The sequence below is a fragment of the Sphingobium sp. TomTYG74 genome (genome assembly GCF_055393875.1).
In genome coordinates this window covers 517,555-544,015 of record NZ_AP027341.1, presented here as the reverse complement: position 1 = coordinate 544,015, position 26,461 = coordinate 517,555, and the positions used below count along the sequence as shown (strand labels likewise).

The following is a 26,461-nucleotide window of genomic DNA, read 5'->3' as shown; positions in this document are numbered from 1 at the left end:
CGTCTGAGGCTCCCTAAATATCCTTGCTCGATATTTGCGCAACGCATAGGTCATTTTCTCTGAACGGGGGATTATAAGGCATTGGCGGACAGGGATGTTGTGGTCAGCCATGACGGCGTGGGTCATCGCGCCCGGCTGCGGCAAAAGCTGGCGGAGAGCGGCGGTGATGCGTTGCACGATCATGAACTTGTCGAATATCTGCTGGCCCTTGCCATTCCGCGCCGCGACACCAAACCGCTCGCCAAGGCGCTGCTGCGTGAATTTGGCGGCATAGGCGGCCTGATGACGGCGGATTGGCAGGCGATCGCGCGCGTTCCCGGCATGGGCGACACCAGCATTGCTGCTGTCAAGATCGTGCATGCCACCCTGCTGCGCATGCTCCGCAATGAGGTGTCACAGCGCCCGGTCCTTGCAAGCTGGCAGGCCCTACTCGATTATCTGCGCGCTGACATGGCCTATCTGTCGGTGGAGCGCGTCCGCGTGCTTCACCTCAACAGCCGCAACATGCTGATCCGCGACGAACATATGGGCGACGGCTCGATTGATCAGGCCGCCATCTACACACGTGAAGTCATACGCCGCGCTATCGACCTCGGGTCGTCAGCGCTGATCCTGGTCCACAACCACCCCAGCGGTTCGCCCGAACCCAGCCGTCAGGACATCGAAATCACGCGCCAGATCGCCGAAGCGGGCAAGCGCCTCAACATCGCGGTGCATGATCATATCATCATTGGATCGCAGGGGCACAGCAGCCTGCGCGCGATGGGGCTATTGTAGGATCGTCCTTCTTACCCACCGGCAGGAAGGACGTTCCACGGACGTTCCTAACCCTCGAATCCCACCGAAAGGAATTCAGGCACAGGCCCGTTCCAGCCCTCATCCGGACCTTCGTCCCGAACATCGGGGCGACGTGACTTTGCGCCATTACCCTGCTGGCGGGCAGGACGAGGCTCTTCCCGCCGTTCGTCGTCCTTGCGCTTGGCGGGCTTGCGCTCCACATTCCGGCGCGGCTCTTCGGCTTCATCCACCTTTGCAGAGGCACCGGCAGGAGCTGCGATCGTTTCGATCTTCTGCCCGATCAGTTTCTGGATATTGTCGATCGCCTCTGCATCTTCCGGGGTCACAAAGGTATAGGCGACACCCGATGCCCCCGCACGCCCGGTACGGCCAATACGATGAACATAATCGTCCGGATGCCAAGGCGCATCGAAATTGAAGACGTGGCTGACACCCTTGATATCCAGCCCGCGCGCAGCGACATCGGACGCTACCAGGATATTCACCGATCCCGCCCGGAATCGTTCCAGTTCGGCAATTCGCGAAGACTGATCAATGTCGCCATGAATCTCGCCCGACTTGAAACCGTAGCGCTGCAGGCTCTTGTTCAGTTCACGAACCGTCGTCTTGCGGTTGCAGAAGATCACCGCGCTCAGCACTTCCTCATGCTCCAGCATCGCGCGCAGGGCTTCGCGCTTCTTGCGCGAATCAACCTTCACCAGCCTCTGGGTGATGTTGGTGGAGGCAGTGGCGGGCCGCGCCACCTCGATCGACTTGGGATTGCTCAGGAACCGATCCGCCAGCTTCTTGATCGGCGCGGGCATGGTCGCTGAAAACAGCAGTGTCTGCCGCTGCGAGGGCAATTTGGTACAGATTTCCTCAATGTCCGGGATGAAACCCATATCCAGCATGCGGTCAGCTTCATCGATGACCAGCATTGAACAGCCGTTCAGCAATATCTTGCCGCGCTGGAACAGGTCCATCAGTCGGCCCGGCGTGGCGATCAGCACATCGACGCCCTTTTCCAGGGCTTTGAGCTGATCGCCCATCTGCACGCCGCCGATCAGCAGCGCCATGTTGAGCTTGTGATATTTTCCGTACTTCTCGAAATTCTCGGCAACTTGCGCCGCGAGTTCGCGCGTCGGCTCCAGAATGAGCGAGCGCGGCATCAACGCTCTGGCGCGGCCATGGGCCAGAATGTCGATCATCGGCAAAACGAAGCTGGCGGTCTTGCCCGTCCCCGTCTGCGCGATGCCGATAATGTCCTTCATCATCAGCACGGGGGGGATCGCCTGCGCCTGAATCGGCGTGGGCGTATCGTATCCGGCCTCGTTAACGGCCTTCAACAGTTCATCGGAAAGGCCGAGATCGGCAAAAGTCATTCAATTGTCCGGGACAGAGGCTCTCCGCAACGCGCTCATGCATCACGGAAATCGCGCGCGCCTTGCGGAAATATTGGCATCTTGTCAAGAAAATCGCGCATCGCAGCGCGTTTCCATAGACGGTCAATCGTCACCGTCCGCCTCTTCCAATCGCCGGAAACTGTCGATCACGCAACTAAGCCCGCTGCGCGCCTGCAATTCATCGCGCCCAGAACAAAGCGACCCATCCTCATCCGGCTCGACATAAAAGCCTGAGTAGAAGCCTGTCGAACTGCACCCCCGCTCCAGCCGAGCCCTGTAGCGGTGATTATCTGCCAGCAGCAAATCGACGCCATTATCCACAATGACGCTGGCCGACCGGATCGACCGCAAGGCGATGCAGCGCGGCCCCTTCTTTTCCTTCCACGCACGCCGCGCCTGCGGAGCGATGCGCGCGGGCGCTCGTCCCTTTTTCGCCATCGGCACGCGAATGATGATCCGTTGCTCGATCGACATCTGCGCCAATTGCACGGGCTCACTCACGGGCGCGACAAGGAGCAACAGGACGGAATGAAGCAAATCGAACCCCTTTTGGGGCGGCACGCTATGGGCCGGTGGTTGAACCGTCGATGAATTCCGGGGCATAGCATTGCAATATGATAGGGCAAGACATCATCGACAGGTTCACAGCCTTGCTGGGGCCAAAGGGCGTTGTCACCGACGCGGACGACATCGCTCCCTGGCTCACCGATTGGCGGGGACGTTTTCACGGCGCCGCTGCCGCCATTCTCCAGCCTTCCAATACGGAGGAGGTTGCGGCAACCGTGGCGCTCGCGGCCGAACTTCACGTGCCTCTGGTTCCTCAGGGCGGCAATACCTCAATGGTCGGCGGCGCGACTCCTCCGGATGACAGGTCAGCACTCATCCTGTCTCTGCGCCGGATGAACCGCATCCGTTCCCTTTCTCCCGATGACAATCTCGCAATATGCGAAGCAGGCGTCATCCTCGAAACCCTGCACGATGTTGCTGAGGAAGCCGGACGCCGCTTCCCACTCAGCCTCGGCGCGAAAGGATCGGCCACGATCGGCGGCCTCATATCGACCAACGCGGGCGGCACTCAGGTGCTGCGCCATGGCACGATGCGCGCCTTAGTTGAGGGGCTGGAGGCAGTCCTCCCCGACGGCACCATCCTGCATGGCCTCGACGCGCTTAAGAAAGACAATCGCGGCTATGACCTCAAACAATTGCTGATCGGCGCGGAAGGAACGCTCGGCATCATCACCGCCGCCTCGCTCCGCCTCGTCCCTGCGATCGCGATCCGCGCAGTCGGCTGGGTCGGCGTCCGATCGCCGGCCGATGCGCTCGCCCTGCTCCGCCTGACCGAAAGGCAATTGGGTGACAGCGTCGAGGGGTTCGAGATTATCGCCGACGATGGCCTGGGCCATGTCCTCTCCCACATTCCCGGCACCCGCTGCCCGATAGAGACGCGCACGCCCTGGCATGTGCTGATCGAAGTCGATCATGCCGACCTGTCCAGCCCATCCCCCGCCGAGCGTCTTGAGGGAGCGCTGGCTCAAGCGCTCGAACAGGGTCTCGCTGTCGATGCCACGATCGCCGCCAATGATGCTCAGGCAGCGGCGTTCTGGCGCCTGCGCGAATCACTGTCCGAAGCGGAGAGGGCACAGGGACCGGCGCTGCAATATGACATCAGCGTGCCCGTGGCCCGCATGCCCGCCTTCATGATCGACATGGCCGCAGCGGCCGAACGCGCCTTCGCGGGAACCACCGCCTCCTCCTTCGGTCATCTTGGCGATGGCAATGTCCACTTCCATGTCCGCGCGCCCAAGGGAACGACGGACGGCCCCGCCTGGATCGCGGCAGAAGGGAAGTCGATCAACGCCTTCGTCCATGATGCCGTCGTCGCGGCGGGCGGCTCCATTTCGGCGGAACATGGCATCGGCCAGATGAAACGGGCCGAACTCGGCCGCCTTGCCAGTCCTGCCCGGCTACATGCCCTGCGCGCGATCAAGGCTGCGCTTGATCCCCTTGGCCTCATGAACCCGGACAAGCTCATTCCCCGTCCCGAAGAGGGCTAGAGGCGGCGGGGCGGCGGGGCGGCGGGGCGGCGGGGCGGCGGGGCGGCGGGGCGGCGGGGCGGCGGGGCGGCGGGGCGGATCGACAAAGCAATTGCCTCCCACCCACAAGGTCTTTATCGCCCACACCCAGTTTTTAGGAAAGGCAGCGCTGCCAACATGCGCTGCTTCGATAGGATGGAAGAACAGCATCATGGCTAGCGCGCCCGCCAATAATCTCCCCGTGTTTTACAACGACCTGCTCCCGCTCAGCAGCGTCGATCATGCGAGCTATCGCAGCCGCTCGGTGGAATCCGCGCCCTTCCTCACGAAACAGCATGCCGTTCCCCTGACCGTCGATGAATTCGTCGCGGCCCAACGTTTCGTGCCGATCATCTTCTCGGCCGGTGACGAAGCGGTGCCGCTGGCGCTGATGGGCCTGAACGAAGGCGTAAACACCTTCCTCGACGACGAAGGCAAGCTGCGCGGCCCCGCCTATGTCCCCGCCTATGTCCGCCGCTATCCCTGGATGCTGGCGAAGCTGCGCCCCGACACCGACGAACTGTCGCTCTGCTTCGATCCGACCAGCGAAGCGGTCGGCGAGTTTGAGGAAGGCCAGCCCCTTTTTGAGGATGGCAAGCCGACCGAACTCACCCAGGGCGTCCTCAAATTCTGCGAGGATTTCGAACAGGCTGCCGCGCGTACTGGCCAGTTCATGAAGGACCTGAAGGAACTGGACCTGCTGATGGACGGTGAAGTCGCCATCCAGGTGCCCGGCAACGATCAGCCTTTCGTCTATCGCGGCTTCCGCATGGTGAACGAGGAAAAGCTGCGTGACATGCGTGGCGATCAGCTGCGGAAGATCAGCCAGAACGGCATGCTGCCCCTTATCTACGCGCATCTTTTCTCGCTGCAGCTCATACGCGAAGTTTTCGAGTCGCAGATCACGCAGGGCAAAGGTCCGATTTCCGTCCCGGCGGCGCCCCAGACCGCCGACGCCTGACCCTGTAATTTAACCTGCATCAATAATGCGATAGAAAAGGTTTCTGCTCGCCACTTGAAAGTGAGCGGGACCTTCTTTATCTTCCCAAACATACGGCGCACCTGCCCCCCTTTCGGGTGTGTCGTATGGGCGCCTCCCCCTTTTGGAGGCGTCTCCTCCCTGAACCTTGGCCACCCCATGTAATACATGGGGTGGTTTTTTATGGGCCGAACTGGGCAAGGGGTTTCACTTGACGGCGAACCCCTCTCCCCCTAAACGCCACCGCCTGCCAGCCGCCCATGCGGCCATGGCCCCTTCGTCTAGCGGTCAGGACGCGGCCCTCTCACGGCTGAAACACGGGTTCGATTCCCGTAGGGGTCACCATCTGCCCATTTGGGCGCGGAATGCTGCGATTCAGCCTTTCTTGACCTCTCGCTGGTACAGCGCCTTGGTACAGCGAGACGAGAATGGCACAGATGGCACAGCCGTGGCGGCACCCCAAGACAGGCGCATATTACCTCCGCAGACAGATCCCCGAGAACCTCCGCCCCGCTTTCGGCATGCGGGCGGTGCACAAGCAGTCGCTGCGCACGAAGGATTTCGTCCGGGCGGCCCAGTTGTTCATCGCCGTGAACGCGGAGTTCGAGCAGCAGCTCGAGATCGCGCGGCAACGGCTTGCCGCGACGGGAGACCCCCGCCCCTGCCAACGCGACCAAGCTGAGCAGCTCATCCAAGCCTATTTTGAAGGGGGCGCCCCTGACGGTGGGCTGGACGGGCATGAGCGGCTTCGTCTCGCCTTTCAGGAAGTCGATCGGGGCCTATTTGCGGAGGAGCTCTTCGCCTGCCTCAACATACCATTGGCCTCTGCCGACCGCTGGTGGGAGCTTTCGACCAACGCAGCCTTGTTTCGGGCCCATGAAACCAAGCTGCGAGAGAGGGGAGCCGGTCGCTCTTGGCCGAAGCAGGGGATGTGGCGGTCATCTGATCCCATCGCGCAACGGGATGCCCAGCTCGCCCAGGCAGATCGCCTCGTCGAACAGATCGCCCGCTATGCGAATCCTTGTCGCGCTGAAATGCCGGATGGCATCGGCGAGGTCGTTGCCGCCTATCTGGACCTGGCCCGGTTGGAGGAAGAAAGCTCCGCGCGCAAACCTGTCGGCGCGACGTCCCGGCTCCGGCCCGACATGCGGCTCCTCGAACTGTACGAGAAGTGGAAAGAGGGTATGAACCCTCGCCCCCAAACCGCCCGTGAGTATCGCCGCGCAGCTGAGGAATTCATCGATTATATCGGCGACATTCCGGCTATGGAGGTGACCGAGGACGACATCCACAACTGGCTCGATGCGGTGGTCAAGATGCCGTCCCGAATGCCTGCGGCGGACCGCGCCCTCACGTTCACCGCGCGTCTTGCGAAATTCGGCGAGGTCGAGGGAGGAAAAATCAGCGCTACGACCGTCAAGAAGCAGTTGGGCGCGCTTCAGGCAATCCTCGGATAATCATCAACGTTGCGCGCCTCGTGACCGGGCCATAATAGCAGGTCAGCGGGAGCAGCGGTTGTGAGACGGAAGACAGAGGCTAAGCGCACACAGATACTGGAAGGAGCCGCACGCGTCTTCCAACAGCGGGGATATCACGGCACCACGCTCAACGACGTCGCCCGTGAAGTCGGCTGCTCCAAAGTCACGATCTACAATTATTTTGAATCGCGTGAGGATTTGCTGAAAGCCATTATCGTGCAGGGTTCCCGCCCCACGATGGACTATCTCGCGGCCGCTCTTCGGGGCGAAGGCAGTTTGATCGATCGACTTAAGACATTCGCCCGCACTTACCTTATTCTCGTCATGAATGATTATTCCCTGGCGATGATGCGGCTCATGATCGCGGAGAGTGCGAACCATAAATTTTCTCAGATGTTCGCGGATGGGAGCGAGCATGACATCTGGCAGCATGTCAGACTTGCCATCGAGAGCGGGACACAGGGCCGATCATCCTCAATCGATGCAGGTGAACTGTCCAGAAGCTTACGCTCACTTCTGCACGGCGGATCGCATTTTCAATGCCTGATCGGCGCTCAGACAGGGCCGCAAATGGAGGCGCTGCTCGCCGAAGCCGACACCGCAGTCGACCTCATCTCGACCCGCCTGAACGTTTAGAGCGCGCTACGTTTAATCGGACGCAGGTCGCGCGCTCTAGTTTTTTTGTTATCGCATCGTTTTAGGCGCAAAACCGGTTCCCACTTTTGCGCACGAGACTCTAATTCCTCCTACAAATAGCCTCTTGACCACGCCTCCTTAAACTGTACTCATGGGTTCATAATAGAACAGTTCAGAGAGGATGCATTGGGATGATATTTTCACCGTAGCTGCACTCCCCAGCCAAATTTAGTTCTTTTGCAACGGTAAACACACCGGCGGACATCGACCGGTGATCGGGCCACTGTGCCCGAAACAGGGGGGATTATATGCGCTTCAATCGTATCTCGCTTCTTTGCTCGGCGGCCACCGGCGCCCTCATCTTGGCCTTGCCCGTGGCACCTGCCTCCGCGCAGTCCGAAAGTGGCGCCGCTGTGGTGACGGCCGATATCATCGTCACGGCACAAAAGCGTGAAGAGCGGCTTACCGACGTACCGCAGTCGATCAACGTAGTGACCGGGCAGGAAATAGAGCGGTTCAATCTGACCAACTTCTCTGACATCCAAAAGCTTGTACCCGGCCTTGATGTCAGCGGTGGCACCGTTTCCCTGCGAGGCGTCAAGTTCAACACGTTGACGCTGACCCGACCGACCGTGGATGTCTATTTCAATGAGGTGGTTTCCGAACGCGCCGCACAGATCCAGGCGCAATATGACGTCGGCCAGATCGAAGTCCTGCGCGGACCGCAGGGGACTCTGCGGGCGGGCACAGGACCATCGGGTGCAATCCTTATCGCCTCCCGCCGCCCCCTGCTCGACCGCGCCGATGGCTATGCCATGGCAAGCTATACCGATCTGGATGCCCTGAATATTCAGGGTGCGGTATCGATGCCTATCGTCGAGGGTTCGCTCGCCCTGCGCGTTGCGGGCCTGTACGAAAAAGGGCGCGGCGCGGACATCCGCAATGTCGTAAACGGTCAGCGCGATCGGTCCAGGACCAGCAGCGGGCGTGCCAGCCTGACGTGGCAGCCGAATCCCGACCTGCGCTTTGACCTCGTTCATCAACGCCTGCAAAGCCGGGGCAGATCTAGCGCCCAGGTCGAAGGATCAGGTGAATTTGGAACGTTCAGCGCCTCTGATCGCGCATCGGTCGCTGACCTTGCGGGCAGGATCGAGACCGACACGCAGATCACGACCCTCAACGCGGTCTGGGACTTTGCAGGCCACCGGCTAAGCTATACCGGCGGCCATTCCAAGGCGCGTTTTGGCACCACATCGGACAGCGATTCCGGGAACGCTTTGCTAACCACGCCCTTCAGCCGGATACCCATCGCACTGTACACCGACACGATATCAGATCAGCGCGACTGGACGCATGAGGTGCGTATCGAACGGACCGGCGACAACTTCTGGAACTATCGTCTGGGCATCTTCCGCCGAAGCGTCGAGCAGAACGTCAATGTCCTGATCGACTTCACCGGCGCCAATGGCGACTGCCGGACAACGCCGGGGCCACTCGCTGCTTTCGGGCTGCCCTGTACCTTTGTCGATACCTCGGGCTCTCCATCGCAAATCGAAATGGGCTATTTCATGACCCATACCTTCAACCTGTCGCATCGTGACAAGGTCGAAGTCGGAGTAAGGCGTGCAGTCACGGACTCGGCAAAGGCCTGGACCGGCAGCGCGAGCTATACGCATAAGTTCAACGAGAACCTGACGGCTTATGCGAATTGGGGGCGCGCTTTCCGGCCGGGCGGAGACGAGGAATATCTGGTCCTATCCAATCCCCAGATCCCCGCGACCGAGTTCGGATACAAGGCGGAAACGTCCAACTCCTTTGAAGTCGGTTTCAAGGGTTTGTTCTTCGATGAAAAACTCAGCATTGCCGCAGCAGCCTTCTATCAGAAGTTCAACGGCTATATTTCCAACGTCCAGGGCATCGTCTGCACCGGCAATCCTGCGGGCGTAGGGCTGATCCCAGGAACGGTCTTCGCGACGCAGGACGGCCTGCCGCCAAATGGCACCAACCCTTGCGGGACCGGATCGCTCGGCCCGACCTTCAACGGCGATGCAAGCGCGCGCGGCGTCGAGTTCGATGCGCGCCTGGCGATGGCAAAGGGCTGGATGTCGCAACTGACCGTCAGCTACGCCAATGCCCATTTCGACGACGCAGAAATCCCGTGCAACGATTTCAATGGTGATGGCGAGGCTGACTCCCAGGGGATTCCTGCTGTGCAGGCAGGCCGCTACTTCAGCCGTTGCACGTCACGCGCATCCTTGGGCGGTTTGCCGAAATGGCAAGTCAGCGCCAACACGGAATATACCGCTGCCCTATCGGGCAGCCTTGATGGCTTCGTGCGGCTGCTGGCCGATTACTCGCCAGTCGCCCGCGAGCCTGCCGATGGACGCCGCGTTCCATCTTCCTTCCAGGTCGACATGTTCGCCGGTTTGCGTCTCGACAAGGCGAACGCTTCCATCGAACTCTTCGCCCGCAATCTCCTCAACGAACGGAAAAGGATGCCGGGCGGTGGCGAAATCTACAGCCTGTTCGGTGCGCCGACCGGATATTTTCCGGTGAGCATCGGACGCGGCCGCGAAGTCGGCGTACTTGGGCGGGTGTCCTTCTAATGGCCTTCATGGGACAACAAAAAATGCGTCGTTCAATTTCGTCACTCGCCTTCTTGTTGATGATCGGCGCTGTACAGCCCGGCCATGCAGCCGCGACGGTCGGGGCGGGCGCTACGCTGACCGTCAACGATGCCGATGGCCTTGGCCGGGTCGGCGACAAACGCCTCTCGCTGGCCGAAGCCATCCGCCTGGCGAATGGCAGCCTGACCCTTACGCAATTGAGCAAGGCCGAGCGGCGGCAGGTGCGGGGATCGCCTGGGCCTGCGGCTGCTGATCTCATCCGCTTTTCCGTGCGGGGCAATGCCGTTCGCCTTCCCCTTCAGATACTGGCCAAACCCGATCAGCCCTTCGCGCCTTTGATCGTCGACAGCCTGATGCCGATACTGCGGGACAATGATGGCGACACGATCGGCGGAAGGGGCGTGAGACTCACCAACGGCGCAGATGACATGCGCGACACAGTGAACGCTGTCCCCCTTTTCAAAGGCGCGCCGATCGGAGGACTTGGCCTTATCGTGGAAAGCGCCAATGTCACCATCAAGGACCTGGCGTTCGAGCGGTTTGCGACGCCGCTTTCCTTCAGGTCCGCTGATGGTAAAAAGGTGCTTTCCGGCATGCGCGTGACCGGCAACAAATTTCATAATGGAGGCGGCATCACCTTCAGCGCGGTCACTGCCGCCGGGGAGCGTGGCACACTCCGCGACCTTGTCATCAGCGACAATGATTTCCGCGGGCCGCGTCAGTTCGGCGAGGAATTTCCCAGCATGCTGCACAGCGCCATGTCGATCGTGGGCGTCGATAACGGCGTCAAGGACACCAGCGCCTCCGCCCCCGACGGTGTGATCGAAGACGTGACGATTGCTCGCAACAGCGTCAAGGACTTCGCAGGCGGAGTGCATGTCATGCCGCTGCAAACGGTGTTCGCGCCCAATCGGGGGGCTCAGCTGTCGCGCCTGACCGTCGCTGGCAACGACATCGCGCTGCTCGACGAAGCGACGGACCCCGCCATCTACCTCTGGGGCGCGGTTGCCGTGAACGGCCATGCATCGGACGTATCCGTCTCTGATGTACGGGTCGAAGGCAACAAGGTCGTCGGCAACGGCTTCATTGTCTTCATCGCGGGCGTGGAAGCGTTGATGGGGGGGCAGCAGCCTCCCCGCAACATCCACATGAAGGGCATCCGTGTGCGGGGCAACCAGATCAGCCCACGCAAAAGCTGTTCCGTCGGCATCGCCACCATCGGGGGGTTCCCAGAGATGAATGGGCCGCCGGTGACTGAAATTTCCGTCAGTGACATCGAAGTGTCCGGCAACACGGTCGCAGGGTGCGCAACGGGGCTGCTGGCCTCTCCCGTGGTCAACGTCGGTGCGCCGGGGAAAAGTACCGGCAACATGGTTCGCGGCATCAAATATGACGGGAACACCATCACGGGTGCAAAGACCGGCATATTGGTGGCCGGTGGAGCATTGATCGCGGCTGGCGAAGTCAGCGGCTCGGCCGATATCGTGGGCAACCATGTCCACGACGTTCAGGTTATGCGCAACAGCATCGATGCTGACCAGGCTGGCATATTAATCGCTGGCGGCTATGTCGCCAGCAAAGTGAAGGGTTATGTGACCAACAATGAAGTCCAGATCACCCGGATTGCTGACAACAAAGGCACAGGCACTACTCCCTTGTGTCGGGTGGCCGACCAGTTCACCGACGGGGCCGCTCAAGCAGAGGTCCATGGCAATCACGTCATCGCGCAAGGAACCAGTTGTGGGCGGTAGGAACTCGCCCGCAGCCGGAAGCAGTTCGAACTGAACAGGTCGACCTGTTTTCTGCTGCATCACGATCGCGCGTGATCGGACATGCCCTCCGCTCACAATGTCACCAATTTTCATCCGTACCAAGTCACAGCCACGGAGCTTACTGTCGATCGCGCGGTCAAACAGTGCGCGATCGCGCAAAGGGCGGTGCTGATTGAGGTAGAAGCGAATCTCCCATATCTGCTTTGGCTTCAGCGCGCGTTTCGCACCGACGGTCAGACCTGACGCTTGGTCTCAGCGGGTTCTGTTTCAGACATCTCCATTTTTATTCTCCAAGGGCCAGATTAGCCATCTGAAGAACGTTCGCTCGCCTGAAAGGTAGGAATGCCACGAAACTCCAGTCGACCAAAACCTGTCATTCACTCCATCGCGGTGAAAGTCCGGTATTTGACGCAAGCTTTCGATCGCGCCGGTCGCAGCGGACGGTTCCAGCAGTCTGAACAACGCCGACTGGGCGCTCGCTTGGCCGATGTTGGGAGCACCGAGGCTGAGCCGGATTGCCGTCGGCGATATCCTTGTCGAATTCGCTTCGCCAACTTCGCGCCGAACTCCAGCAGCCGCAGGCGCCGGCCGCGGGGCTGCGTCCGGCGGGACGAAATCTGTCACCAGCCGACTTGGGGACGCGTCAACGATCCTGCTAAGTACCCGGAACTGCTGCAAATCATCCTGACCAGACCTTGACTGTATCGGACACGAGGAAATTGCCACCGCCGAGTGGTGGTAGCTACCAACAGTCCGGCCTGTACCGTATGAAGAAGGATGGGTTCATGCCCGTAACATTGCCGCTTGACGGGATAACGACCAATCTACTGAAGTAGCAGATCCCGCCTAGCGCAGCCGATCAGTTAGCTGCGGGTCCAAAAAGTCGTAGGTGCACATAGGGCTTAAGTGATGGAGATCGGCTTATTCTTGGAGACGAGACACCGAAAGGGCTCGACCCGACCGAGGCCGTTTTGCGCGAGCTCTTCCTGAAGTCAAGAAACTTGTGCGTCTAGCCGGGTTGCCGCTCGGCACCGGTGTCGTTTGGCCAGCACCATCTTAACGACCACAGATTGATCAGCACCACAGGGCGATCAATCAGACTAATATTATGTCGCCTAAATATATTGACGGGCGGACCATTGTCGCATTAGGATGCATGCTAACAATAATGAGAGGATCTATATGCGGCTTGATGGAAAGTGGCCATCGCGTCTGGTGCCGCCATGGTCGCAATATCGGCCAGGTGATCGCCCCCTCCCTGCCTGATCGTGTTTGCAGGAGTATCCCTAATGTTCACTAAGATGTTCATGCGCTATCCGATCCGGCAGGTCGCATTTTATGTACCCGACGTGCGCGAGGCTGCCCGTCAGCATGCGGAGGCTTTCGGTTCAGGCCCTTACTTCGTCATGGAGCATATTCCCATGAGCTTGGCGCGTTACCGGGGCAAGCCGGGCGTTTTTGATCATTCCTCCGCCTACGGACAATGGGGTGACGTCATGATCGAAATGGTTCAAGTCCACAGTTCCGAACCCTCGGTCTTTTCAGACCTGTTTCCGAATGGCGGGACCGGTTTCCATCACATCGCGCTGATCGTCGACGACTTACCCGCGGCCATGAAGGAATTCGAAGCCGCGGGATTTCCGGAGGGCTTTTACGGTGAAGTCCAACCGGGGGCCGGATTTGCGATGATGGATGCGACCAAACAATTCGGCCACTTCGTCGAATTGTACGAACCGTCGATACCGCTCCTGTCGGTTTATCACCGGGTCAAGAGCGCGTCCGTGAATTTCGACGGGACCGATCCGGTACGCGATTTCTCCCTCTTGTAGAAGCGATCGAAAACAAGTTGCCGACCGAGAAAATACGAGGATTTTGAGTATATGGCCGATTTGACCTACAATTTCGCGGGCAAGACAGCGTTGGTCACAGGAGCAGCCGGTGGTATCGGTCGGGCGACGGCAATCGCTTACGCTTCTTCTGGTGCGAATGTGGTTGTCACTGATATCCAAGCGGAAGGTGGTGAGGAAACGACACACGCCATCACGGCGGCTGGTGGCACGGCCATTTTCGTCCGCTCCAATGTGACGTCATCCGAAGACGTCGATTCACTGATCGACACTTGCATTGCCACCTACGGACGTCTCGATTTCGCCTGCAATAACGCGGCAGTGGAACTGGAGGATACTGCGCTTGCCGATGTGCAGGATGAGCAGGCCCGCCGCGTCGTCGATATCAACTTCATGGGCGTATTTTTGTGCATGAAACGCCAGATCTCCAAAATGCTCGATCAGGGTGGCGGCTCGATCGTGAATGTCGCCTCAATGAATGCACTGAGGCCGCGGCCCGATAGTGCCGTTTACGATGGCACAAAAGCCGCTGTTCTTGCCATGACGCGAAGCGCGGCTTTGGCTTACACGTCGCGCAAGATCCGCATCAACGCGGTATGCCCTGGCGTGACTGACACACCGATGTTGGCGTATAAAATGGACCTTGTGGGGGCGAAGCGGTCCATGATCGAACAGGTCGCCAATCTGGAAAAACGTCTCGGACGCCCCGACGAGTTGGCTGCTGCCATTCTTTGGTTGAGTTCGGACGCAGCTTCATTGGTCACCGGTCACGCGCTTCCTGTTGAAGGTGGCTATTTGCTGACGGGTGCGATTCCAGCGGGGTGATGCGGCCCGCGAAAGCTACGCGGGATAGCCAGCTTGGATTGACCCAGCCACGATGGGAGATTGAACCATGACTCATTTCGATACCAACGGCGCACCCGATTACCGGGACAGCCCTGCTCCGACATATCAGCAAGTGATTGCGCGCGATCCCATTGAGGCACCCGCGAGTTTACGCCAAATCCATCCCACGCATATCGAAATGCCGCGCGTCCCTCGCGAGCGCTATACCAGCCAGACTTTCTTTGACTTGGAAAAGGAACGGATGTGGTCGCGGACGTGGCAAGTCGCCTGCCGTGTCGAAGAAGTAAGGGAAGTTGGCGATTGCGTATTGTATGAATCGCCCGGTGCGTCGCTGATCATCATGCGCAGTGCTCCGGACGTGATCAAAGCTTTCTATAATGGATGTCTGCATCGCGGCATGAAATTATGCGCGTCGGACACGAGCGTAAACAAAATACGCTGTCCCTATCATGGCATGACTTGGAACCTCGACGGCTCCCTTCAGAATTTACCTGCTCGCTGGGACTTCGATCCGGTCGAAGATTCCGAACTCGCTCTACCAGAAGCGCGCGTTGGCCTCTGGGGAGGTTTCGTATTCGTCAACCACGACCCCGCATCACCATCGCTGGAAACATATTTGGGTCCGCTGATCGCGGAATTTGCCGACTGGTCGCGGGACGACGTCTATCTGGACACCCGCGTAACCAAGGTCATGGAGGCGAACTGGAAGTGTTGCATTGAAGGGTTTGTCGAAGCATTCCATGTCGCCGAACTTCACTCGCAAGCTCTTCCTTTTGGGGGCGACGCCAGCACGCAATATGACGTCTGGGCCGACAATGGTCATGTCAGTCGTTTCTGTGCTCCCACCGGAATTCCCAGCGACCAATACCCCCAGCCGATTACCGAAGCCGAGATATGGAAAGCAACGTTCGGCGCCGTCACTGGCGATACCGATAACGCTCCGCCGCTGCCGGAGGGCAAGACTGCGCGGGGCTATCTGGCAGATATGAACCGCACTGAACTGGGCAAGGTCTACGGACAGGACTTCAGCCATCTGACGGACGCAGAAGCATGTGATCCCATTCAATATTCGCTGTTCCCCAACTTTCTCCTATTCAAGGGATTGCCTTATCCATTCGCCTATCGGTTCGTTCCGATCGACAATAGTCCAGATCGTACGCGCTTCGATTTCATGATCTTCCGGCCAAAGCCGCAAGACGGATCCGATTTTCCAGAAGTCAATCAAATCGACCTTGGCCCTGACGATACTTATGCGGCCAGTGGCGCTTTTCAGCCGTGGCACGGGCTAATCTATGATCAGGACTGCCAAAATCTGGCGCTGCAACAGCAAGGCCTGAAGGCAGGTGGGGTGAAGGACGTCATGTTAAGCCGTTATCAGGAAGTCCGCATTCGTTTCCTTCATAAAACTTTGATGGAATATCTGGACCGGGACTCTTGCCTTAAATAGCTGGAGACTCAGCGCGGTACGCAACCAATAGATTGTGGAAGTGCGTTGCACATCTCTCCATCGTTGAAACCAACACACATTGACCAAAACCCGTGCGTCCACGACCTACGGGCCGGGTATACAGGCGCTGCTGGTGGACTCAATCAGCATTCGGGGTGAGCAGAACGTTAAATCCTATGCTGCCTTTGGCCAGCTTACCTATCCCATCACCGATAACACCAATGTGACGGGCGGCCTGCGTTACACGACCGACAGGGTTGCTGGCCGCAGGACGACCACGACATTGTTCATTCCGGAGCTGCCGTTCCTGCTTCAGAATGTCCCTGCGGTCGCGGGTGCATTCGGTGCGCCGGCCGGAACCGTCTTCGACGCAGCGACAGCCAATGCAGTTGTGGCCGCCGCCCAGACGCCCGTGGACAATGTGCCGGGGGGCGGTGTGGCGCGCAAGACGTTCAAGAAATTGACGTGGAAGGCCTCAATCGATCATGAGTTCAACGACGACATGATGGTTTATACCAACTACAGCCGTGGCTACACAGCAGAGACGTTCAACACGCTGCCCCTAGACCAGGCGGAGCCGCTATCCCCTGGAGTGGTTGATGCCTAGAAATCGGGTTCAAGATGGAACTGGCTGACCGTCGTATTCGCCTGAACGGCGCCCTGTTCTGGAACGACATCAGCAAACCGCAGGTGCAGGCGCAGCGCAATGGTTTGGTTTTCCTTAAAAATGCCGGTTCTGCGCGGACCAAGGGCGCCGAGTTGGACCTGACCGCCGTCGCGGCCGAAGGCCTAACGCTTCGATTGGCTGGGACATATTTGATCGCAAAGTTCCGTGACTTCCCGGATGCCCCTTCCTACTGCCCCAATCTTCAGGTGGATGCAGTCACATGTCAGGCGCTCACTCCTAAAATGCCGCTTGCTCCGGGTAATTTAGACAGCATTATGGTGGATGCTTTTGGCAATTATATGCCCTATGCATCAAAATGGAGCACCTTCTTTTGGACAGCTCTGTTTCCTTCACGCCAACCGCTGCGGAGCATCTGACCTTTCGCTTCTGGATGAAGAACATCACGGGTGAAAAGTTCAACATCAACTATTATGCTCAAGACTCCGGCTCGGCCTTTTCGAGCGCTCCGGGCACACCGCGCACCTATGGTGGTGAACTGATATTCAAGTTTTGAACTTCAGATATATGGTGACGGCGGCGATCGACAGTATCGGCCGCTCAGATTTTGAAATATCCTGCAAGCGAACGGAACAAGCCGGTCGAAGCATGGCATTGTTTCGACTTACCATTACCTTCGTGTGCAGGTCTGATTCTGCCCCTTCTTATCCATAGGAAGTCGGTCGCTTGACGACCTTTGTGGCGCGCATGGGGAAGGTGATCTACCTATGGATGTGGATGACACCAAAGACTGGGAAAAGCAGGCCTCAAGCTTTGTGCCTCACGGCTTTAGACTAAACAGGAGAGCCGCAAGCGCCTGGCGGCGCCTCATTGTTGCTACGGAACGACAAATGCTGTTTTTATGTGGCTTTATCACGACTCTCCCATAAGGACAGCGGATGAAGCAATCACCCAGACATCGCGCGCGGCCCCCGGTTCGGACAGGATTCGACGAGAAGTGGGTTGCGCCCTCGGAATTCGACGCCAAGCTCACTACACCTTATCTCATCACGATGGTGGCTCGCCTCCAGTCTCATCTTTATGCCGTCAGGACCGCCGAAGCCGATGTGAGTCAGGCTGCGGCCTTTCTTCTCCTTGAACTGTATCAAGAAGAGCCTCTTTCGCATTCCGAACTGACCAAGCGGCTCTCGATAGCGCATGCGACGGTATCACAAACACTCAAGCGGTTGGAGCAGCGAGGTCTCGTTGAGCGAAGCGTTTTTGAGGTTGACGCGCGGCAGGTGCGCGTGAGGCTTACTGGTAAAGGCCGCGAAGTGTGCGCGCCGCTACGTGCGGAAGGTGATGTCCTCACTGACGAGATTCGGTCAGTTTTGGGTGCCGAGAGGGAAGAGGCATTGCGAAAGAGTTTAGCGGACCTTGCCGAACACTTCCGTTTTGGCCAGCGGTAGGCCGGGTCCGACCCGTCTTTCGCTCAACGTGCTTTTCTTACCCCATCATCGCATTCACGGACTCAACAAAGTCCTAGCGAAACACTCTCACCTCTTAGGATAATGCAGACGAGGATGCCTGGGGGGCACCTTGCACTTGGCTGCGAAGTCGGGCGATAGCGCATCCCCGGCATTCACGAGCACTGCGGAACCCCGAATCCCGCAGAAGATGCGAACGGGCGCTCCGGCCACCGGCTAACATATTGGAAGCGGGTCCGGCACTCAGAGATTGACCTTGGATGGTCTCGCCGGGCTGCCGCCCAATCGGCTTGCCCAGCGCCAGATTTCGTCCGGACCCATGAACAAAGGCATCAAGCGCTCTCACGGTGCCGCCGCCGAGGCCGGGGCCGGTCAACCCGCAACGTGGATCGGTGACGACCCGTGGGCCGACATCAGTCCGGTTCAGTGCTGCGAAAGCTCGGCAATTTGGGTGTCGTCGTCGCCATCGCCCGAAGTGCTTCCAGTGTGTCGGCGGTAGCCGCCTGGAACGCGGGACGCATGGTCATCCGGCCGATATAGGCTTGGATTTTCGGCATATCCTCGAACCAATTATCAAGATTGGCGAGGAAGAGCGGGAAGCTCAGCATGAAATCGGCCCCGGTCAATTCATCGCCAACGACCCAGCCGGTTTCGCGCAGGTGAGCTTCGAGCATCCGCGCATAGCGCACCGCCTGGCGCTTCCCCTCAAGACCGACGGCGGGAACCGTTTCGATCAGGCAGCCGGGTGGCGGTGCGCAATGGTCCCAGTAGATGCGCTGGTGCACAGCAAACAAGCCTTCCGCCCAGAACATCCATTCATCGACCAGCACGCGCTCATCGCTGCCTTCGGGAACGGCAAAGCGACCATCGCCGTAGCGGCGGAGGATGTGGTTGATCATTGCGCCAGATTCGGTGATCGCGAGAGCGCCATCCGTCATTGTCGGCACCGATCCCATGGGGTTGATCTGGCGATATGCGGGATCATGGCGGTCATAGCGATAGAAATCGAGCGTGACCGTCTCGTACGGGAGGCCCAACTCGTTCAGCAGCCACTTGATGCGGAGCGAGCGTGTGGTCGGAGCGTGGAATAGTTTCAGCATGGAGTTTACTTTCTCGAATCGGGCCGCCGCTAGTAGAGATCATGTAATTCAAGCTAAGTGTAGTTTTGGGCCTTCCTTGGGTGAAACCGGCTAGCGTGGCTGTGCATGCCGTGCCGGTGGCTCGATCTGGAATCTTCCCAAGCGAGCATTTACGCCAGCGAATAGGTGCACAGGCCACGGATGAGCTCTCGGCAAATTGGTTCTGCCTGGGCTTCCCTGAGGCGTTGTAGGGCCACTCGATCCGCATGGCCTGCGATGTACAGACAGGATTATTCGCAAAGCTGATCTGGCCGCGATCATGAATATTGGTATGCACGAATATCATATGCAGACAAACGCATAGCGGCGCTTCGCTAACTCTGCAAGAAGCGAAATAGCATGGCTCATCATCTTTTGTCGGAACGACGCAAGTTGACATCGATCCCCCATGAAATCGATGTGCTTCAGATCGCATTCTTGGTCGGCGTCGGTCCGCTCGTCGACGCCATGTGCAACAGGTTGGTGCGATTCGACCGTTCTATCGCCCCTATCGACCCTCGCGCTGATCAGGCTGCTGTGCCTATTCTACCGACCGTGGCTGTCGGGCGTCAGTATGTCTCCACCAGCAGTCGACTGATGCTGAGCGATGCAATCTTCCACGCGCCGTCGATGCGGCGATAGCGTTCATGGTAATGCCCGTATCCGTAGAAGCGTTCGAAAGGCGTGCCGGACGGCATCCGCAATATGTCCGCCAACGCCCAGATTCCAGTAGCGGCGTCCTCTGACAAGATATCGATTTCTGGCATGTGCCCGTAATGGGCACTGTTGATCGGGTCGATGCCGCTGCTGACATATTCAACAATCGCGGAACGGCCGATGATCGGCTCTTGATCCGGCCCAGGATTTTCGTCGAGCGCTCCACGCACGTCGAATATAGCATCCTCGGTAAATAACTCTGCAAACCCGTGCCAGTCCTTCGTATCCATTAGCCGGAAATAGCGCGCCTTCAGCCGCTTTATTTCTTCGATCGCGAGCAAAGTTTCGACTGTATTCGGCATTAGTCTCTCCGTCGGCAAACAGGTGATGCGCCAGCATTCGATACGCTAGAGTCTCTACCCAAGTAGAGCATGGCAATGAAGGAGCAAGTTGTCTGAGAGGTCCTTTGCGATATCGAAACTAGCGCGGACTTCGCCGTGAGCCTGCCCCATGATGTCAACATCGTTGACTCGATCGGGCTACGCCAAATCTTCGCCACCGATCCCGATGACGTCCGTGTGGAGTTGAACTTCAGCGGCGACTGATATGCCGGATGGCTGACTCGCTTATCAGTGCCACCCGCCCAAAGATCTTCAGCCATCCGTCGGGCTGAAGATCTTTTCCTTGCCGTCCCAGTTAGCGCCAGCCTGCTGAATCATATCGAAAAGGTTCTGGACCCCGGGCTTCAACACGCCGATCTCCAGGATGTTGTTTTCCTTAGCATCCATCGCGAAATAGGCGATCTGGGACCCGTCTGCGAATTCAGCTCCCTGCAGTCGCGTGCCGCCGTGTTCAGCGACCCAAGTTTCCGCATCTTCCATGCTGTCGGAGAAAGCGCATAGATGATGGACGCCTTTACGGCCAGCATCCAGAAACTCTTGGAAGATCGACGGGCCTCGCGGTTCGATAAGTTCGACCATCAGGTCCCCGGAAAATGCGATCGCCGCGCCGTACTGTGCGAAATACTCTTTACCGCGATAATCGCCTCGAACCATCTCGAAAGCAGGAAAGATGAAAAAGGGGCCCACGCCCATCACTGCGGTCCACCAATCGATCGCCTTGTTTAAGTCAGGCACCATATAGGCGATTTGGTTGAGCCGCCCCCAAGGCTTGTGCGCCATAATAATATTGACCTTCCATCTATGTTGATGCGCCAGATAATAATATGTAAGCATTCTATCGGGAAGCTCGGGATGAACCAACTTATAAAATATGGCAGATGAGCATGCATAGGACGAAAAGCCCCGGGCCGCCCGGCCGGATCGATCATCAACTGGTCTGGCTTGCCGCCTTTGCGCGGCGGTAGAGCGATTGGTTGAAGAAATTCGAGCTGATTGAACTCGAACTCAAAACGCGGGAAGCACGCGATGGCGTGGAGGTGATCGATGGCTATCTGACCAGCAGGCCAAGCGATTGGGTAGCATGGATCGGGCGATCGCCTATGAACTCGATCTCTTGTTTGCCGCTGCTGGAGCAGATCGATATCGCCCGGGCGGCGCGACCTCGATCGACATCACGCGCGAGGGCGTGGACAAGGCTTATGGCCTCAAGAAGCTGCGCGACGCGAGCAGGATTGCGCTGGATGACATGATGCTCATCGGCGACGCCCTCTTTCCGGGTGGCAATGACTACCCTGCGAAGGAAATGTGCCTCAACACAGTGCGGGTCCGCGATCCGGAAGAACCGCTGGCGGTCATCGCCGCGATCGTCGCCTGCCAGAAATGAATGTGCGGGGCGGCTGCGGTCGGCCCTTTCACGTCACGCCTTCGCTGCGGATCGCCTACCGGGCAGCGCATTCAACACCGGTGGGTCTGGCTCCGTGGTCCATGCAGCGACCGGGGCAGTCGCTGCATTGCTCAGTCCCAAAACCTCCATCAGCAAGCTATTCACCTTGTCGACGTCATAGATATGGACCGCCTTTTGTCGCGCCGCCTGCGCCATCGCGGCAAGAAGATCGGGATTGTCGAGCAGATGCGTCATGGCCGCAGCCAGTGCGGGCGCGTCACGCGGGGGAATCAGCAGGCCGTTCACCCCCTCCTCGATAGGCTCCCGGCATCCGGGCATATCGGTCGTGATGACGGGACGTCCCGTCGCCAGCGCTTCCAATATGGTGCGGGGCAAACCCTCACGATAGAAAGATGGCAGCACGAAGACATGTGCCGCCGCGATAAAGGGGCGTACGTCGCGTGTTTCCGGCACGAATTCGATCAATCCAGCCCGGCGCCATGCGTCAAGATCCTGTGCTGTATAACCGGTGGGATTTTCCGTCTCTGGCCGGGTGAGGAGCATGAAGCGCACGTCGGGGCGTGTTTCACGCACTATGCGCGCGGCTTCGACATATTCGCCCACGCCCTTGTCGCGCATCAGGCGGCCCATCATCAGGAAGGTCGGGGGGCCATCCGGCAAGGGTTGCTGGGCAAAGTGAGCGGTGTCGATGCCCGATCCGGGCACCTGCATGACAGGTTGGTCGGGCGCGACTATGCCGTTTTCGAGCATGAGCCGACGATCATCCCCGTTGAAGACAAAGATGCAGCCGGCGCGGCGCACCCCAAGCCGGTACAGCCGCGAAACTACCGATCGCAACAGCGGACGACTGTCCGCCTCGGTGCTGAACACATAACCCAGCCCGCTCATGATCGCATAGAAGCGCGCGCGCCCCAGCAGGCGGGTCGCAAGGCCGCCATAGATGATTGGCTTTTGCGTATAGGCCACCACCACGTCGGGACGCTCGGACCGAAGGAGCCGCCAATAGTGGAAGAAGGTCCATGCGTCGCGGAGCGGATTGGTCCCTGCACGCGCCATGGGCGTCAAGCGGAAACGCACCCCCATCTTAGACAGGGCGCCGATCACCTCTGGCTCGCCATCCGGCGCGCAGGCGACAACATCATGCCCGGCCTCGACCATCCGGGCGATCAGCGCGCCGCGAAAATTGATGAGCGACCAGGACAGGCTGGAAAGGATGACGACCTTCATTCCACAGGGTTCCCAAATATGGCGCTTCCTCTCGCCAGACGAAGAATGGCCTACCATGCATTGGCAACGCACTGCGGGCGCATCGGTAGATATCCGTTAGAGGCATCCGCGCCGCGTCGGCGGGGAACACGCCCCCAAAGAGAGGCCTGCTAATCCCATCGGATGGGGCCGGGATAAAGGGATAGTAGCGGATTGAACGCTAACGGCACGCGCCCTGCTTCGATAGCGTGCCGGACATGAAGCAATGCCTTTTCAGAACCCCGCCGACAATCGCTGGATCGCCGCGAGGATCGAGCCGGTGAGGATAGCTGCGCTGACGGACATTCATGCGGTCAGCAGCACGCTGGAGCAGGCGCTGTCCGCCGCTCGGCGGGAGGGCTTCGATGTGCTGTTGCTGATGGGCGATCTGCTGACCTATGGCGTCGCGCCGCTGGAAACGATCGCGCTGGTCAAGGATGCGGTCGCCCGTGACGGCGCGATCCTGATCACCGGCAACCATGACCAGATGTATCAACAGGCGAGCGACACCGGCAGCCGCTATCTAACCAGACTGCCCGACTGGATTCAGGAGACGGTGGCGTGGACGAGCGAACAATTGCCTGCGGGCGTCATGGACGCGTTTGATTGGCAGCAGCACTGGTCCGCTGGCCCCTTGTTCGTCGCACACGCAAACCCCTATGCTTTTGGTGACTGGCGCTACATCAATTCGGCCGAAGAGGCAGACGCGGCCGCCGTCGCCCTTGCCGAGCGCGGCTTTCGCTATGGCCTGTTCGGGCATACGCATCGCGCCCGCCGGTTCGATTGCGCAGCGGCCACGATTTTCACGCTCGGTTCGTTGGGCCAACCAAGAGATGGCGGAGAAGGACATATGCAATGGGCGATGGTAGAGATACGAGGGGATGAGGTCATGGTGAGTCCCCGGCTCCTGCCCTTCGACCGTCATGCCCATTGCCAGGCGATCCGCGCCACCAGCCTGTCAGTGCCGACACAGGACCGGCTCTGCGGATTTTTCGCATGAAGGCGCTCATCACCGGTGCGGGCGCGGTGCTGGGTCAGGGCATCATCAAGTCGCTGCGGCAATCGTCGCTCGACTGCACCATGGTCACCGGCGATCCCAACCCGCTATCCTCCGGCCTCTATTGGGGCGACGCGGCCTATCGCCTGCCCTTGGCGGACGATGCGGCATTCGGCGCACGGATCGCGGAATTGCTGGATCGCGAGCGGCCGGACATCGTGATGGTGGGGACCGATGTCGAATTGCCCTTCTTCGCGGCTCAACGGGCGCAGCTTGAAGCCGCGTTCGACACCAAGATATTGGTAAGCGACCCGCGCGTCATCGCCATCGCCGACGACAAGTTGGAAACCTGCCGTTTCTTCGAACAGGCGGGCCTCAATCCCCCCGCCTCGGCGTCGGGCGACGATCCGGCGGCAATCGCGGCGCTGGTCGAAGCGGTCGGCTTCCCACTGATCGTGAAGCCCCGCATCGGCGCGCGATCCGTGGGCGTATCTGTCGCAAACAACGGGGCCGAACTTGACGACGCGCTCGCCGGTCGAACCGGATTGGTCGTGCAGGAATGTATCGGCGATCCCGACTGCGAATATACAGCCAGCGTCATTGTGTTCGACGGCGCGGTGCAAGCGTCCATCGTGATGCGCCGGGACTTGCGCGACGGGAACACCTATCGCGCCTACACTGGCGATTACGTGGAACTGAACGAAGCGGTTCGCGCGTTCGGCGCCGCGCTGCAACCCTATGGTCCCGCCAATTTCCAGTTCCGCCTCGATAAGCAGGGCGTTCCGCGTGTCTTCGAGGTTAACGGGCGCTTTTCTGGAACCACGCCGCTTCGTGCGATGGTGGGTTTCAATGAAGTCGAAATGTGCCTTCGCAAGCTGTTATATGGGACGCCGATCGTTCAACCACCCATCCGTTCGGGTGTGATTCTGCGCTTTCTGGACGAAATGTTCGTAGCCCAGGAGCGGATTGACGCCGTGCAGTGACGGGTCCGTCCTCAACCATTGCCCTAACGGGCGGCACGGGCTTCATCGGCAAACGCTTCGCCGCTGTCGCCAGGGCCAGCGGTTATCGCATCCGGCACCTGACGCGCCACGCGGTTGGAGACTTTGCCCCCGATGACGAGGCCCGTCCTTTCGATCTGGAGACGCCGGATCATGATGCGGTCAATCTTCGTGGTTGCGCCGCGCTTGTGCATCTGGCGGCCTATATCCCGCGCGACCATGATGACCCGGCGGCGGCGGAACGATGCTGGACGATCAACGCCCGTGGCACGCTCCGCCTGATAGAGGCCGCCGCCGCAGCAGGCATCAAACGCATCGTCCAGACGACGAGCGCGAACGCCTATGCAGGCGGTGTGGACGTGCCCGATGAAAACGCGCCGATGTTCCCGCGCAGCCGAAGCTATTATCTGGGATCGAAGATCCTTCAGGAAATCTATGCCACCGAATTTTGCCGGACCAGAGGTATCGCCTTGACGACGCTTCGGCTGGCGTCCGTCTATGGTCCAGGGCAGACCTCCGGGGCGCTAGGCATCATGGTGCGCGCGGCGCTTGAGGGGCGCCCCATAGAGATTATCGCCGGTGGGCAATTCGGCGCGGATCTGGTCCATCTGGACGATGTCGCGCAGGCGCTGATGCTGGCCATGGAGCGCGGTTTCATCGGCCCGGTCAATGTGGGCAGCGGGGTTCGTACGACCATAGCGCAGTTGGCCCGGATGATTGTGGACCTGACCGGCGGGTCCATCATCGAAAAGCCGAGACAAGGAGCAGCCAGCGACACCGGCTTCCCGCCGCTCGACATCACGCGGCTGCGATCAATGGGCTGCGATCCTGTGCCGTTACCGACTGGACTTGCGGCCATCCTCCATCAACGCATCAGATCACCGGAAGGCCTCAGTTGACGGCGGGCGCACCGCCCCCTGCCCCGTCCCCACCCGCATCAGAAGCTGGCCTGACGCGTGCTGATGCGCGCTCCTTCAGAAATTTTTCCAGGTTGGATTAGCCATCGCTGTCCCATCGGCGGCGCCGCGGGTGATCCAGGGTTAGATCGCGCAGTAGAAAATGACAGTTTTTTGCCATTCCTTGGTTAAGCCAACCCCTTCCGCAGGGGTCGCCAATCTCTCATAGATAATGTGACCGCGAATGTGTCGTACGGACCGTGGTTGCTGTCGCCACCCGCACATCGAACGCTCGTAATTCCAGTGCCGTTCGGCACGTTTGTGACACGGGGATCGAACTAACTTGCGTCTCTGTCGTTTGGTGTTGGGCAATTGTGGAGACGAACCATGCGTAACACATTCTTATTGATGGCAGGATTGGCAGCCGCTGCCAGCGTTGGCGGCTGTTCTCGTGAAACGACGCGCGATGGACTGCGGGGTGCAGGCATCGGCGCGGTCGGTGGCGCGGTAGCAGGTGCGATCGTGCCCGGGCTTGGCGTTGCCGAAGGCGCGGCGATCGGCGCTGCTGGTGGTGCTGTCGTAGGTGCTGCTACATCCGACGGAGAACGCCGGTGGGAACGTGACCGTCGCGGCCGCGAATATTATATCGATCGCAACGGCAATCGCGTCTACCGCTGACGCCAAGTCGCCGCGTGTTGCACCCGGCACTCAGTGACATGACAGCATCTTGGGCGCAGCGATGGCAGGGCCGTGACAGAATCGTCCC

The 26,461-nt window shown here is 59.4% G+C and carries 24 protein-coding genes, 1 tRNA gene and 2 pseudogenes; 20 read left to right on the top strand and 7 right to left on the bottom strand.

Going from position 1 to position 26,461, the window contains the following annotated elements; genetic code table 11:
• The first annotated feature begins 81 nt into the window (after positions 1 to 81).
• Positions 82 to 777, top strand: a complete 696-nt coding sequence (gene radC, locus ACZ5TB_RS02825; protein ID WP_464791934.1) for a RadC family protein — start codon at positions 82 to 84, stop codon at positions 775 to 777.
• A gap of 47 nt (positions 778 to 824) precedes the next feature.
• Here the strand turns inward: radC and ACZ5TB_RS02820 are convergent, their stop codons facing one another.
• On the bottom strand, positions 825 to 2,159 hold the full coding sequence (locus tag ACZ5TB_RS02820) for a DEAD/DEAH box helicase (protein ID WP_464791933.1): 1,335 nt from the start codon (positions 2,157 to 2,159) through the stop codon (positions 825 to 827).
• Between the two features lie 123 nt (positions 2,160 to 2,282).
• Positions 2,283 to 2,717: a hypothetical protein gene (locus ACZ5TB_RS02815; RefSeq protein ID WP_196225802.1), complete on the bottom strand. Its 435-nt coding sequence runs from the start codon at positions 2,715 to 2,717 to the stop codon at positions 2,283 to 2,285.
• 77 nt (positions 2,718 to 2,794) lie between these two features.
• On the opposite strand from ACZ5TB_RS02815, the gene ACZ5TB_RS02810 reads away from it, so the two are divergent.
• The 7 genes from ACZ5TB_RS02810 to ACZ5TB_RS02780 all read left to right on the top strand — a co-directional run bounded on the left by ACZ5TB_RS02810 (position 2,795) and on the right by ACZ5TB_RS02780 (position 11,723).
• The gene (locus ACZ5TB_RS02810; protein WP_464791932.1) at positions 2,795 to 4,234 is read left to right on the top strand and encodes an FAD-binding oxidoreductase; all 1,440 of its coding nucleotides are present in this window, start codon (positions 2,795 to 2,797) and stop codon (positions 4,232 to 4,234) included.
• A gap of 190 nt (positions 4,235 to 4,424) precedes the next feature.
• Positions 4,425 to 5,213 (top strand): SapC family protein, encoded by a 789-nt coding sequence (locus ACZ5TB_RS02805; protein ID WP_449473299.1) that lies wholly within the window; start codon positions 4,425 to 4,427, stop codon positions 5,211 to 5,213.
• 288 nt (positions 5,214 to 5,501) lie between these two features.
• Positions 5,502 to 5,576 (top strand) — tRNA-Glu (locus tag ACZ5TB_RS02800).
• An 83-nt stretch (positions 5,577 to 5,659) separates the two neighbouring features.
• Positions 5,660 to 6,688, top strand: a complete 1,029-nt coding sequence (locus ACZ5TB_RS02795; RefSeq protein ID WP_464791931.1) for a DUF6538 domain-containing protein — start codon at positions 5,660 to 5,662, stop codon at positions 6,686 to 6,688.
• A 60-nt stretch (positions 6,689 to 6,748) separates the two neighbouring features.
• Positions 6,749 to 7,345, top strand: a complete 597-nt coding sequence (locus tag ACZ5TB_RS02790) for a TetR/AcrR family transcriptional regulator (protein ID WP_464791930.1) — start codon at positions 6,749 to 6,751, stop codon at positions 7,343 to 7,345.
• A 308-nt stretch (positions 7,346 to 7,653) separates the two neighbouring features.
• Entirely contained in the window at positions 7,654 to 9,951 is a 2,298-nt protein-coding gene (locus ACZ5TB_RS02785) for a TonB-dependent receptor (RefSeq protein ID WP_464791929.1), read from the top strand.
• 59 nt (positions 9,952 to 10,010) lie between these two features.
• Positions 10,011 to 11,723, top strand: a complete 1,713-nt coding sequence (locus ACZ5TB_RS02780) for a right-handed parallel beta-helix repeat-containing protein (protein WP_464791928.1) — start codon at positions 10,011 to 10,013, stop codon at positions 11,721 to 11,723.
• Positions 11,724 to 11,732: 9 nt separating this feature from the next.
• On the opposite strand, the pseudogene ACZ5TB_RS02775 reads toward ACZ5TB_RS02780, so the two are convergent.
• Positions 11,733 to 11,981 (bottom strand): annotated as a pseudogene (locus tag ACZ5TB_RS02775) (site-specific integrase); the annotation flags it as partial.
• Between the two features lie 1,070 nt (positions 11,982 to 13,051).
• On the opposite strand from ACZ5TB_RS02775, the gene ACZ5TB_RS02770 reads away from it, so the two are divergent.
• The 7 genes from ACZ5TB_RS02770 (at position 13,052) to ACZ5TB_RS02740 (ending at position 17,957) form a co-directional block, all read left to right on the top strand.
• The gene (locus ACZ5TB_RS02770) at positions 13,052 to 13,573 is read left to right on the top strand and encodes a VOC family protein (protein WP_464791927.1); all 522 of its coding nucleotides are present in this window, start codon (positions 13,052 to 13,054) and stop codon (positions 13,571 to 13,573) included.
• Positions 13,574 to 13,624: 51 nt separating this feature from the next.
• Positions 13,625 to 14,416, top strand: coding sequence for a glucose 1-dehydrogenase (locus ACZ5TB_RS02765; RefSeq protein WP_464791926.1), 792 nt, complete (start codon positions 13,625 to 13,627; stop codon positions 14,414 to 14,416).
• A gap of 67 nt (positions 14,417 to 14,483) precedes the next feature.
• Positions 14,484 to 15,884 (top strand): aromatic ring-hydroxylating oxygenase subunit alpha, encoded by a 1,401-nt coding sequence (locus ACZ5TB_RS02760; RefSeq protein ID WP_464779270.1) that lies wholly within the window; start codon positions 14,484 to 14,486, stop codon positions 15,882 to 15,884.
• A 133-nt stretch (positions 15,885 to 16,017) separates the two neighbouring features.
• Positions 16,018 to 16,491: a TonB-dependent receptor domain-containing protein gene (locus ACZ5TB_RS02755; protein WP_464791925.1), complete on the top strand. Its 474-nt coding sequence runs from the start codon at positions 16,018 to 16,020 to the stop codon at positions 16,489 to 16,491.
• A gap of 14 nt (positions 16,492 to 16,505) precedes the next feature.
• Positions 16,506 to 16,928 carry a TonB-dependent receptor domain-containing protein gene (locus ACZ5TB_RS02750; RefSeq protein WP_464791924.1) on the top strand — a complete coding sequence of 141 codons (423 nt, stop codon included), beginning with the start codon at positions 16,506 to 16,508 and terminating at the stop codon, positions 16,926 to 16,928.
• Between the two features lie 14 nt (positions 16,929 to 16,942).
• Positions 16,943 to 17,065 (top strand): hypothetical protein, encoded by a 123-nt coding sequence (locus ACZ5TB_RS02745; RefSeq protein ID WP_464791923.1) that lies wholly within the window; start codon positions 16,943 to 16,945, stop codon positions 17,063 to 17,065.
• Between the two features lie 382 nt (positions 17,066 to 17,447).
• The gene (locus ACZ5TB_RS02740) at positions 17,448 to 17,957 is read left to right on the top strand and encodes a MarR family winged helix-turn-helix transcriptional regulator (RefSeq protein WP_464779267.1); all 510 of its coding nucleotides are present in this window, start codon (positions 17,448 to 17,450) and stop codon (positions 17,955 to 17,957) included.
• 431 nt (positions 17,958 to 18,388) lie between these two features.
• On the opposite strand, the gene ACZ5TB_RS02735 is transcribed toward ACZ5TB_RS02740, so the two are convergent.
• The 3 genes from ACZ5TB_RS02735 to ACZ5TB_RS02725 form a co-directional block, all read right to left on the bottom strand.
• Positions 18,389 to 19,075 (bottom strand): glutathione S-transferase family protein, encoded by a 687-nt coding sequence (locus ACZ5TB_RS02735; RefSeq protein WP_464791922.1) that lies wholly within the window; start codon positions 19,073 to 19,075, stop codon positions 18,389 to 18,391.
• 587 nt (positions 19,076 to 19,662) lie between these two features.
• Positions 19,663 to 20,112, bottom strand: a complete 450-nt coding sequence (locus ACZ5TB_RS02730; RefSeq protein WP_464779265.1) for a nuclear transport factor 2 family protein — start codon at positions 20,110 to 20,112, stop codon at positions 19,663 to 19,665.
• A gap of 291 nt (positions 20,113 to 20,403) precedes the next feature.
• Positions 20,404 to 20,931, bottom strand: a complete 528-nt coding sequence (locus tag ACZ5TB_RS02725; protein ID WP_464791921.1) for a VOC family protein — start codon at positions 20,929 to 20,931, stop codon at positions 20,404 to 20,406.
• A 370-nt stretch (positions 20,932 to 21,301) separates the two neighbouring features.
• Here ACZ5TB_RS02725 and ACZ5TB_RS02720 point away from each other — a divergent pair.
• Positions 21,302 to 21,535 (top strand): annotated as a pseudogene (locus ACZ5TB_RS02720) (HAD hydrolase family protein); the annotation flags it as partial.
• 33 nt (positions 21,536 to 21,568) lie between these two features.
• On the opposite strand, the gene ACZ5TB_RS02715 reads toward ACZ5TB_RS02720, so the two are convergent.
• Positions 21,569 to 22,783, bottom strand: coding sequence for a glycosyltransferase family 4 protein (locus ACZ5TB_RS02715; protein WP_464779263.1), 1,215 nt, complete (start codon positions 22,781 to 22,783; stop codon positions 21,569 to 21,571).
• Positions 22,784 to 23,027: 244 nt separating this feature from the next.
• On the opposite strand from ACZ5TB_RS02715, the gene ACZ5TB_RS02710 reads away from it, so the two are divergent.
• The 4 genes from ACZ5TB_RS02710 (at position 23,028) to ACZ5TB_RS02695 (ending at position 26,373) form a co-directional block, all read left to right on the top strand.
• The gene (locus ACZ5TB_RS02710; protein WP_464791920.1) at positions 23,028 to 23,801 is read left to right on the top strand and encodes a metallophosphoesterase family protein; all 774 of its coding nucleotides are present in this window, start codon (positions 23,028 to 23,030) and stop codon (positions 23,799 to 23,801) included.
• On the top strand, positions 23,798 to 24,781 hold the full coding sequence (locus ACZ5TB_RS02705) for an ATP-grasp domain-containing protein (protein ID WP_464791919.1): 984 nt from the start codon (positions 23,798 to 23,800) through the stop codon (positions 24,779 to 24,781). Before ACZ5TB_RS02710 ends, ACZ5TB_RS02705 begins: the two co-directional genes overlap by 4 nt.
• Positions 24,778 to 25,698: an NAD-dependent epimerase/dehydratase family protein gene (locus tag ACZ5TB_RS02700; RefSeq protein ID WP_464791918.1), complete on the top strand. Its 921-nt coding sequence runs from the start codon at positions 24,778 to 24,780 to the stop codon at positions 25,696 to 25,698. Before ACZ5TB_RS02705 ends, ACZ5TB_RS02700 begins: the two co-directional genes overlap by 4 nt.
• A gap of 384 nt (positions 25,699 to 26,082) precedes the next feature.
• On the top strand, positions 26,083 to 26,373 hold the full coding sequence (locus ACZ5TB_RS02695; protein ID WP_464779259.1) for a hypothetical protein: 291 nt from the start codon (positions 26,083 to 26,085) through the stop codon (positions 26,371 to 26,373).
• Positions 26,374 to 26,461 lie beyond the last annotated feature (88 nt).